General features: G+C 70.3%; 6 protein-coding genes. All 6 read right to left on the reverse strand.

Going from position 1 to position 5882, the window contains the following annotated elements; translation table 11 throughout:
- Window positions 1–271 precede the first annotated feature (271 nt).
- Entirely contained in the window at window positions 272–946 is a 675-nt protein-coding gene (locus FNQ90_RS10195; protein ID WP_182606077.1) for a pentapeptide repeat-containing protein, read from the reverse strand.
- A gap of 158 nt (window positions 947–1104) precedes the next feature.
- Complete coding sequence (locus FNQ90_RS10200; protein WP_228471020.1) at window positions 1105–1986, reverse strand: endonuclease; 882 nt, start codon at window positions 1984–1986, stop codon at window positions 1105–1107.
- Window positions 1983–3323, reverse strand: a complete 1341-nt coding sequence (locus FNQ90_RS10205; RefSeq protein WP_182606078.1) for a PLP-dependent aminotransferase family protein — start codon at window positions 3321–3323, stop codon at window positions 1983–1985. The genes FNQ90_RS10200 and FNQ90_RS10205 overlap by 4 nt, the downstream gene beginning before the upstream one ends.
- A 64-nt stretch (window positions 3324–3387) precedes the next feature.
- Window positions 3388–4158 carry an HAD family hydrolase gene (locus FNQ90_RS10210; protein ID WP_182606079.1) on the reverse strand — a complete coding sequence of 257 codons (771 nt, stop codon included), beginning with the start codon at window positions 4156–4158 and terminating at the stop codon, window positions 3388–3390.
- The gene (locus FNQ90_RS10215; RefSeq protein ID WP_228471021.1) at window positions 4152–4979 is read right to left on the reverse strand and encodes a 5'-3' exonuclease; all 828 of its coding nucleotides are present in this window, start codon (window positions 4977–4979) and stop codon (window positions 4152–4154) included. Before FNQ90_RS10215 ends, FNQ90_RS10210 begins: the two co-directional genes overlap by 7 nt.
- On the reverse strand, window positions 4976–5882 hold a 907-nt coding region (locus FNQ90_RS10220; RefSeq protein ID WP_182606080.1), incomplete at its 5' end, for a glycosyltransferase family 4 protein. The genes FNQ90_RS10215 and FNQ90_RS10220, both read right to left, overlap by 4 nt.

The following is a 5882-nucleotide window of genomic DNA, read 5'->3' on the forward strand; positions in this document are numbered from 1 at the left end:
GGGCTGCGGGGATCGGGAAGCATGTTGGCCGCGGGCGCGAGTCCGACTCGTGGACGTGATGGTGGTGTCGACGTGTTCAACGACACCGCAGCGATTTCGAACGCATGCGCTTTCGGACGGGTTTTCTTTCCCGGGTTGAGCGGTTCTCCAAAGATGCACGCTGCACCGCCCCTTGCCACGTAAGAGCGCCCAGTCGGGGCGGATTGGCCGAAACGCCGATGGTCGGGCGCCGCAGCCGTACGCGGGTGGCGGAAGCTCGCGATCGATGTGCTCAGTCGCCTTCGACAGTGATGTCGAGTTCGGTCACCAGAGCCCGGGTGAGGTCGTGCTGCTGGCCCGGGCCGATGCGGACCCTGACGAAGTGGGTGACCCCGCGCACGGTGGAGAGGTCGTTGCCGCGCAGGTCGGTGTTCCGGTAACGGCCGGGACCGAATGAGGTGAGGCGGAGCCCGCACTTGGAGAAGACAACGTGGGAGAGGTCGCAGTGGGTAAAGGTGGCCTCGGTGAGCACGCAGCCGGCGAACGCGACGGGACCGGTGGCGCGGACCTTGGTGAACGTCGCGTAGTCGAGTCGGCAGTTCTCGAAGAGGACGTTGTGCAGGACCAGGCCGTTCAGCGCGGCGCCAAGCAGCTTGGTATTCCGGATGACGACACGGGTCAGCTTGCTCTCATCCCAGCGCGCCGCGCGGAGATCGCTGCCGGTGATCTCCACGCCATGCAGGTTCAGGGTCTCGAAGCCGACGTGCTGGGCGCGGATGTCGTGGATGCGGCCGGTGACGAGCCGCGTGTCGGAGAGGTCGAGTGAGCGGAGGTCCGCGTCGCCGAACGCAAAGTCCTGGACGGCACCCCGTGGGTTGTCCAAGGTGTCGATACCTGTGAGGTGGAGGCCCGACTCTTCCAGGTCGGGCAGGGTGATGGTGGCGGTGCCGAAGGTATGGGTGCTCATGGACACTCCTTGCTCTGCTCCCGGGCGGCCGGTCGTAGGGCCGCCCGGCGTCAGCGGGGCCCGGGACTTCTCGCTCCGGTGGAGACCTGTCAGAGGCCGGCCGCACAGGTCCTGGTGCCTGTCGGGTCGGCGCGCGGGCGGGGGCAGTGGCCGGAGCGTCAGCGCGCCCCCTGACTGCGGCCGTGGCCGCTCACCTCGGAACCCGGGGGCAAGGGCTGGGCAACAGTGACACGCAGCGTCATGACCGCGTGGTCGGTCAGACCCTCTTCGCGGGCCTGGTGGTGATAGTCGCAGGCGAGGACACGGTCGGCATGGCGGGTGGAGACGAAGAGGTGGTCGAAGCGGAAGCCGGTGCCGCTGCGCCCGTGCCAGGAGTGGGCGATCTTGTCGGGGTGCAGGTGGCGGAAGGCGTCGGTGAGGCCGGAGGCCTGGAAGGAGTCGTAGAAGGCGTACTCCCAGGCGCCGAAGACCTTGTGCGGGGGCTGGTGGCCGCGTTCGATGACGTTGAGGTCCCCGGCCACGATGACGGGCATGTCCGGGAAGGCGGCGGTGAGCTTCGGCAGGGCCTCGGTGACCGCCTCCTGGAAGGCGCGTTTGGCGACGTTGCGGCGCTCCTTGGGGCCGCGGGAGGGGACGTACAGGCCGAGGACGCCGATGTCATGGCCTCCGATCATGACCCTGGCGGCAGGTGCGCGGTGGGGCGTGAGGGCGACAGGACTCTGCACCGGGTGGGCGTCGGTGGTGCGGCAGGCGATCACCGTGCGGTAGTCGGGGTCCGCCGGCTGCGGGGCGATCACGGTGGCGTACCCGCGCTCGGCGAGCGCGGCGACGAGAGCGTCACTGCCACGGGTGGAGGACACCTCGGTGAAGACGGCGATGTCCGCGTTCTCCCGGGCGGCGACCCAGGCGGCCTGGCGGCGGGAACGGTCCGGGGAGGCGTGCTGGGCGTTGAACAGCAGCAGCCGTACGGCGTCATCAGCCGGCTGGTGCGCGGATTCGTCCGGGGTGATCAGGGAGAGCTGCTCGGTGGGGGTACTCATCGACCGGCGCCCTTCTCGTGGGGTACCTCGCGGCGGGCTTCCGGGGCCGACCCGAACCGGCCGGTCGCGTAGCGACCGAGAAGGCGCAGGCTGCGGTTGATGACGGCCGGTTCCTCGGAGAGGTTGATCCGCAGAAGTTGGCCATCGGGGTACAGCGCTTCCCAGGCTGTGGAGGTGCCGCCGTGGACGACCGTCGGGTTGAGGTGCAGTCCGAACCGTCCACACCGGGCGACCCACTGGAGGAAGTCATCCTGGGGCGCTCGGAGTTCTGCGAAGGCGGAGTAGCCGGTGGCAGGCTCCACGCCGGTGATGGGCTTGAGCGGCGATCGGGGGTCTTCAAGCGCAAGCGCGTTGCGGCGGAAGCGTTCGCTCATGCCGGTCAGGTGGTCACGGACGCGGCGGTAGGTCTCCTCCTCGGGAAGCGCGGGGAGGTTGGCGCGGTGAGCGCAGTCCCGGGCGATCTGGACCAACTTGCCGGTCTGCTCACTGGGAGCGTCCGCGACGGCGAGGAGAGAGACGTAGACGAGCATGGCGATCTCGCCGACGGGGTCGCCGGTCATGGCCATCCGCTCGAACCGGTCGCGGCCAAGGTGGCCCAGCAGTGCCTTGTTCCTTGTGACGACGATGGCGGCGCGAAGGCCGGGTAGAGAGAGATCCTTCGAAGCGGTGAGGATCAGGGCAGCGGTCTCCAGATCGAGGCCATGGACACGGTCGCGGAGTATCGCGGCCGGTTGTGAGCCTTCGGCGCCGATCTGGAAAGGGATGTCGAGGAGGGTGAAGTCCGGCCTGGTCTGCGCCGGCGGGACGTGGCGGGCGCCGGTGACGCCGTTGGGGAGGACTTCGACGAGACAGGTGCGCGGTGTGGGGGCCGTCCCGGTGTGGTGGAGTGCGCCGTCGTGCCGGTAGTAGGCGGTGACGGGGGTTCCCCAGCGGACGGCGGACTGGTCGAAGGCGTAGTAGTTCGGCAGGGGCAGGACGAGGCCGTGGCCGGTTTCGGCGAGGTGGGCGATGGTGAGGTTGATGGCTTCGGTGCCGCCCCGGGTGAAGAAGATGTCCGAGGCGTCCAGGTGCATGTCCAGGTGGTCGCCGAGGAGTTCGGCCATCACTCCGCGGGTGCCGGTCGGGCGGCTTCCTGCGTACGCGGAGAGGGTCCCGTCGCGAATGAAGCGGTCCAGCAGCGCGGAGAGGTAGCGGGCGAGGTCCGGGGAGGCCGGGAAGCGGTTGCAGCCCTCCCCGAGCTCGAGTGTCGTCTCGGGGGCCGAGTCCGCGCCATCACGCAGGGCGGCGAAGGCGGCGAGGCAGTCGGCCTGCGCGGGTGCGGGGGCGGTGTCGTCCACGGTGGCTCCGGTGCGCCATGGACCGGGGCGCTGCCGGGCTTCCGCGGTGCGGACGTCGGCGAGGTTACCGGATTGGCAGTGCTCCGGGGGCGATTGCCTCCACCGGGGGAACTTCGTGCAGGGCCGGGTGGCGCCGGTTCCGGATGGGGCTGAGCGTCAGGAGGATGCCGGCGGCTGCTTCGAGGTCGGGTGTGTCGGTGTGCTGGTTGCGACGGACCCAGATGGCGTCGATGCCGGCGCCCCGGGCTCCGGCGGCGTCCGCCCGGGGGTTGTCGCCGATCATGACGAGGCGGTGTGCGACGCCGGCGGCTTCCCGGGCGAGGTGGAACGCCCGGGTGTGAGGTTTCTCGTAGCCGCTCGCGGCCGAGTTGATCACCGCCCGGAACCGGCTGTCGATTCCGAGCGCGGACAGGATCGCGGGGAGTTCGGGGACGTGATTGGACAAGAGCACGTGCTGCCAGCCGTGCGAGGTGAGCCGGTCGAGGACGCGCAGGGCCTGTGGGTAGAGGCTCCAGGCGGCTGAGTCGGTGTAGGCGGCGCGGGTGGCCTCCGCCGCGGCCCGGGGACGGTCGAGGCCGAGGCGGGTGAGTGCCTTGGTGATGACGGAGGTGATGTGGTCCCACCAGGCGTCGGGGGCGTTCAGGTGGGTGTGGGGGTCGTGCGCGGCGTGCCAGGGGAAGCCCGTGGCGAGCGCCTCGAACATTTCGGGGAACGTCCGGTCGTGGCCGGGCTGCTGGAGGTCCAGGACCTCGAGGAGGCACTCCGCCCAGGTTCCGCGGCGGCGATGGCCGAGCGTCCCGTCGAAGTCCCATATCGCCACCTTGGAAGTCACCACAGGTCCAGCGCTTCCAGGACGTGCGCGGCCGTGGGCAGCGGCGAAGTGGGGGTGGTGGTGAGAAGGTCGTCGGGGAGCGCGGTCTTGGTGTCGAGCTTGATCATCTCGCGCCAGCACAGGACCTGCTGCCACTGCGCCGTCCAGGCCGGGCGCAGTTCGTCGGCGGGGATGTTCTCCAGCCGCCGCCCGGCGGCCAAGAGCCGGGCGGCGGTCTTGGGGCCGATGCCTCGAACGCCGCCGATGTTGTCCGCGGGGTCGCCCATCAGGGCGCGGAAGTCCGGCCACTGCTCGGCGAGGACTCCGTAGCGGGGGAGGATGTGCTTGCCCGTGGTGTAGCGGCGCTCCACGGCGAAGCCGGTGTTCAGCAGGCGCACGCCGGGGTCGGTCAGGAGCTGGATGTAGTCCTTGTCGGTGGTCATGATGTCGACTGCGCGGCCTTCGGCGCGGGCGCGGATGGCCAGGGTGGCGATGACGTCGTCCGCCTCGCAGCCGTCCTGCTCGATCCACCGGACGCCCGTGCGGTCGAGGGCGGTCTTGACCAAGGCGAGGGACTCGATCAGGCCGGGTTCGGGTGCGGGCCGCTGGGCCTTGTAGTCGCTGTCCTGTCCCGCGCGGGCCTGCGAACCGTTCTCGGAGTCGAAGACCACGAAGATCTCGAACCCGGGGGCGTGCTGTATCTGTGCCTTGCGCAGGAGCGCGGTGAAGCCGAAGACGCCGGTGCGGTCGGAGGTCTTGTCGCGGCTGGTGATGCGGGCGGCGAACCCGTACCAGGCGCGGTGGAGGAGGTAGTGGCCGTCGACGAGCAACAGGGATGCGGTCATGGCGTGGCCTCCAGGGGGTGGTGCGTGCTGGTGGGTGCCTGTGACCGCGGCGTACGGGCATCCGTTGCCGGATGACCGTGGAGTCTAGTCACGAGGATGGTGGAGGGCTGCCAGAACGTGGCCAGCAGGGCCGCGAGGTGTTCGGCGGCGTTGCGTTCGGCGACGACTCTGCCGTGCGCGGCGATACGGAGCCGGGTGCGTTCGTCGCTGGTCAGGGTGAGTGCCCGGCGCAGGCCGGCGGTCAGGGCTCCGGGCGCGGGGTCGTAGAGCAGGCCATTGTGGCCGTCGGTGATCTGTTCGGGGAAGCCGTCGATGTTCGGGGCCAGGACCACGGCTCCGGTGTGCTGGGCCCACAGGGCGGTCTCGAAGACGATGTTGGCCAGGGTCTCGCCGCGACTGGGGACGGCCATGGCGACGGTGTCGGGCCAGGCGGCCAGCGCGCGGGGGATGTCCCGGTCGTAGCGGCCGATGATGGTGGCGCTGAGGCCGAGCTCGGCGCTGCGGTGGCGGTAGGAGTCCAGCAGGGCGGCGCGCTCGTCATCGGTCGGGACGGCGACCATCGCCAGGTGGACGTCGTCGCGCAGCGGGGCGAGGGCTTCGATGAGGAGATCGAGTCCCTTGGTGTGGTCGGTGCGGCCGACCGCAGCGACGACGGGCCGGGTGGCGGGGATGCCGAGGGCACGCACGATGCGTCCGGCTTCGGTCCTGGTCGGTGGGGTGAGGTCGGCGGAGGTGATGTGGAGCCCGGACGGCCAGGACCGAAGTTTGGCGCGGTCAAGGCCGTAGTGCTCCTTCAGATGGCAGGTGAGGAAGTCGCCGATGTCGGCGACCCAGGCACGCCGGTGGTAGTTGGCGGCGGCGATGGCCTCTTCTTCCCAGGCGACGCGGGCGGGGTCGGGGCGG

The organism is Streptomyces alkaliphilus (assembly GCF_014141535.1).
Taxonomy (GTDB): Bacteria; Actinomycetota; Actinomycetes; order Streptomycetales; family Streptomycetaceae; genus Streptomyces; species Streptomyces alkaliphilus.